3 protein-coding genes are annotated in these 3527 nt (G+C 69.5%); all 3 read right to left on the reverse strand.

The genetic code is table 11. The annotated features are described in order from the left end of the window. Nucleotides 1-113 precede the first annotated feature (113 nt). Entirely contained in the window at nt 114-1577 is a 1464-nt protein-coding gene (locus AACZ35_RS13295) for a wax ester/triacylglycerol synthase family O-acyltransferase (protein WP_339830089.1), read from the reverse strand. Nucleotides 1578-1624: 47 nt separating this feature from the next. After that, entirely contained in the window at nt 1625-3073 is a 1449-nt protein-coding gene (locus AACZ35_RS13300; RefSeq protein ID WP_339830091.1) for a deoxyribodipyrimidine photo-lyase, read from the reverse strand. A gap of 6 nt (nt 3074-3079) precedes the next feature. Further along, on the reverse strand, nt 3080-3527 hold a 448-nt coding region (locus AACZ35_RS13305; RefSeq protein WP_339830093.1), incomplete at its 5' end, for an SDR family oxidoreductase.

A 3527-nucleotide genomic window follows, 5' to 3' on the forward strand; every position in this document is an offset into this window, starting at 1 on the left:
AGCCGCCGGCCAGCACCAGCTCGCCGCGGTCGTCGGCGGTGGCGATGTCCTGGGCCGGGTCGGGCACCCCGGAAGGCGGGACACGCAGTCCCTGGCCGGGGATGTCGCAGGATTCATTCGCCATGCGTGCTTTCCTGCAGCAGGGCCTCGGCGGCCTCGGCGCAGAATTCGCCTTCCCAGCGCGCCATCAGCGCCAGGTAAAGCAGCTTCTCGAACTCGGGTCGGAAGCGGCGGATCACCGAGTCCGGGTCGGGCATCAGCTTGGCGTCGGCGATCAGGCCGAAATGTACGGCGCCGTTGTAGCTCAGGATGGAAATGCCCAGCCCGATCGAGCCGTTCTGCGGCACCCAGAACATCAGGTCGCTGATCTTGCTGCCGCCGAGGTAAAGCGGCATCTGCGGCCCGGGCACGTTGGTGGCCACCGCCGAGGCCTTGCGGCTGAACATTTCCAGCGCGAAGGACTGCACCGCCGGCGGCGCCATGCCCACCGCCGCCAGGGCGCCGAAGGTGGCCACGGCCTGGCGGGACTTGCGCAGCAGCTTCATGGACGCGGCCACGCGCTCGAGCCGGCGCATCGGGTTGGCTTCGCCCACGGGCAGGTCCAGGAACACCAGCCCGAAGTGGTTGCCCAGCTGTTTGGCATGCTCCAGCGGCCGCAGGTTCACCGGCACGGTGGCGCGGATGGTGATGCCATCGAGCTGCTCGCCGCGTTCGATCATGTAGCTGCGCAGGGCACCCGTGGCCGAGGCCAGCAGGATGTCGTTGACCGTGCAGCGCAGGGCCCGGCTGACCGACTTCACTTCTTCCAGCGCCAGCGGTTCGGCCCAGGCCACGCGCTTGCTGACGCCAAGGCGGCCCTTGAGCACGGTGTCGGGATCGTCGGAAAGCGACAGCGCCAGGCCGATTTCCTTCGCGATGTCGACGCCCTCGCTGGCCAGCACCGCGGCCAGCGAGGGGTCGCGATAGAAATCCATGCCCTTCTCGAGCATCTTGTTGCCCAGCTGCATGTAGCGGTCGATCGCGCCGACGCGCTTGGCCACGGGGGCGTGTTCTTCTTTTTTCAGCCAGCGCCGGGCCAGCGACTTCTTGCGCTTGTCGTCCTCGCCCATTTCGGTGAGCGAAAGCAGCACCTGCACCAGGGCGATGCCGTCGGCGTAACAGTGGTGGATGCGCGAGATCAGCGCCGAACCGCCGTTGTAACGTTCGACCAGGTGGAACTGCCAAAGCGGCTTGGACTTGTCGAGCGGCGTCGAGGCCAGCTGGCTGGTCAGTCGTTCGAGTTCGCGCTTGCCGCCCTTGCCGGGCAGCGCGGTCAGGCGGATGTGCCAGTCGAGGTCGAAATCAGCGTCGTCCTGCCAGAACGCACCCGTGGGCCCGTCCACGGCTTTTTGCCGGAAACGCGGGTAAGCCAGGAACTTGGTCTCGATCACCTTTCGCAGGGTGCGGATGTCGAGATGGGACTCGAACATCATCACGCCGGTGATCATCATCAGGTTGGTGGCGCGCTCCATGCGCAGCCAGGCGGTGTCCACCCGGGACATCGGCGTCTTCTTACCCTTGCTGCGCGCCACGGCCATGTTTCCTCCCCGGTTCCGGGCAGGATGCCGGCCACGGCGCCAAGGCGTCAACGCCGGGCCGGGCCGTCGGCACGCACCGACGCGTAGGCGGCCAGCGCGGCCTCGCGGCTCCCGCGCAGGTCCACCACTGGCTGGCGGGGGTAGTCGGGGGCCTTGGCCCGCAGCAGGTCGGGCTGTTCCCAGGGCGCCGCCAGCGCCGCATCGGGCAGGTTTGCCAGCTCCGGCAGCCAGCGCCGCAGGTAGGCGCCGTCCGGGTCGAAACGCTGGGTCTGCGAGATCGGGCTGAAGATGCGGAAGTACGGCGCGGCATCGGCGCCGCTGCCGGCGGTCCACTGCCAGCCCTGGGTATTGTTGGCCAGGTCGGCGTCCACCAGGGTGTCCCAGAACCAGTCGGCGCCGTGGCGCCAGTGCATCCGCAGGTTCTTGGTCAGGAAACTCGCCGCCACCATGCGCACGCGGTTGTGCATCCAGCCGGTGGCCCAGAGCTCGCGCATGCCCGCGTCCACCATTGGAACGCCCGTGCGGCCCTGCTGCCAGGCTTCGAGCAGCGCCGGGTCGGGATCGGCCCAGGGAAAGTCCTCGAACTTCGGGTTGAGGTTGTCGGTGGGCGTTTCCGGAAAATGGAAGATCAGGTGGTGGCTGAATTCACGCCAGCCCAGTTCGGAAAGATAGTGGTCCAGGTCCGGCCGGATCGCCGCCGGCCAGTCGCCGGCCTGCAGGGCGGCCACGATGGTTCGCGGCGAAATTTCGCCGAAGTGCAGGTGCGGCGACAGGCGCGAGGTGCCGACCCGGCCGGGGATATCGCGCTGGCGCTTGTAGCCGTGCAGGGCGCCGTCCAGGAAGATCTCCAGCAGTTCCAGCGCACCGGCTTCGCCCGGCGTCCAGTGTTCCCAGAAACCGGCATCCCAGGCCGGCTCGTGGGCCGGCGGCGACAGGGCCAGGTCCTCCGCGCCCAGGCCGGCCAGCGTCGCCGGGGGTTCGGGCAGGCGGTCGGGTGCCGGCGCGGCGCGCACCGATTCAAGCACCTGGCGGGCGTTTTTCCAGAACGGGGTGAATACGCGGTAGGGACCACCCTGCCCGGTCTGCACCGTCCAGGGCTCGACCAGCAGCGCGGCATTGTGGCTTTGCACCTCCAGGCCGCGCGATTTCAGGCCCTGCTTTATGCGGGTGTCGCGGGCGATGCTGGCCGGCTCGTACAGGCGGTTCCAGTGCAGGGCTTCGGCGCGGGTTTCACTGATCAGTTTTTCCAGTTCGGCCAGGCTGTCGCCGCGGCGGATCACCAGGCGCGAACCGCGCGCACGCAGGTCGGCGTCGAGTGCCTGCAGCGAACGATGCAGCCAGGCACGACTGGCGGCGCCGGGCGCCCAGGGCGCGTCTTCGTCCGGCGCGTGGATGTAAACCGGCACCGGCACGTGGCCGGCGTCCAGCGCCGCCTGCAGGGCCGGGTTGTCGGCCAGGCGCAGGTCGCGGCGGAACCAGACGATGGCGTGGGACATGCGCTCTCAGCCCGCCCGCACCATCGGCCGAACGGCCTGGAAACCGCCATCGAGCGCGATCACCTGGCCGGTCACCCAGCCGGCCTCGTCCGACAGCAGGAAGGCGCCCAGCGCCGCCGCGTCTTCGGCTTCGCCATGCCGGCCCAGCGGGTACTGGGCGCGGATGGCCTTGGTGGAGGCTTCGCTCGACAGCAGGCGGGCGGTGGCCGGCGTGCGCAGCAGGCCGGGGGCGATGGCATTGATGCGCAGGCCGGCCGCGGAGTAGTCCGCCGCCAGCGCCCGCACCAGGCCTTCGACGCCGCCCTTGGCGGCCGCGATCGCCGCGTGGTTGGACACGCCCATGCCGGCGGCCACCGAGCTGAAAAACAGCAGGCTGCCGCCCTGCCCCGCCTTCTGCACGCGCGGCGCATAGGCCTGGGCGATGAAAAACGCGCTGTCGAGGTTGGCGGCCAGG

It is taken from the genome of uncultured Arenimonas sp. (genome assembly GCF_963976025.1).
Taxonomy (GTDB): Bacteria; Pseudomonadota; Gammaproteobacteria; order Xanthomonadales; family Xanthomonadaceae; genus Arenimonas.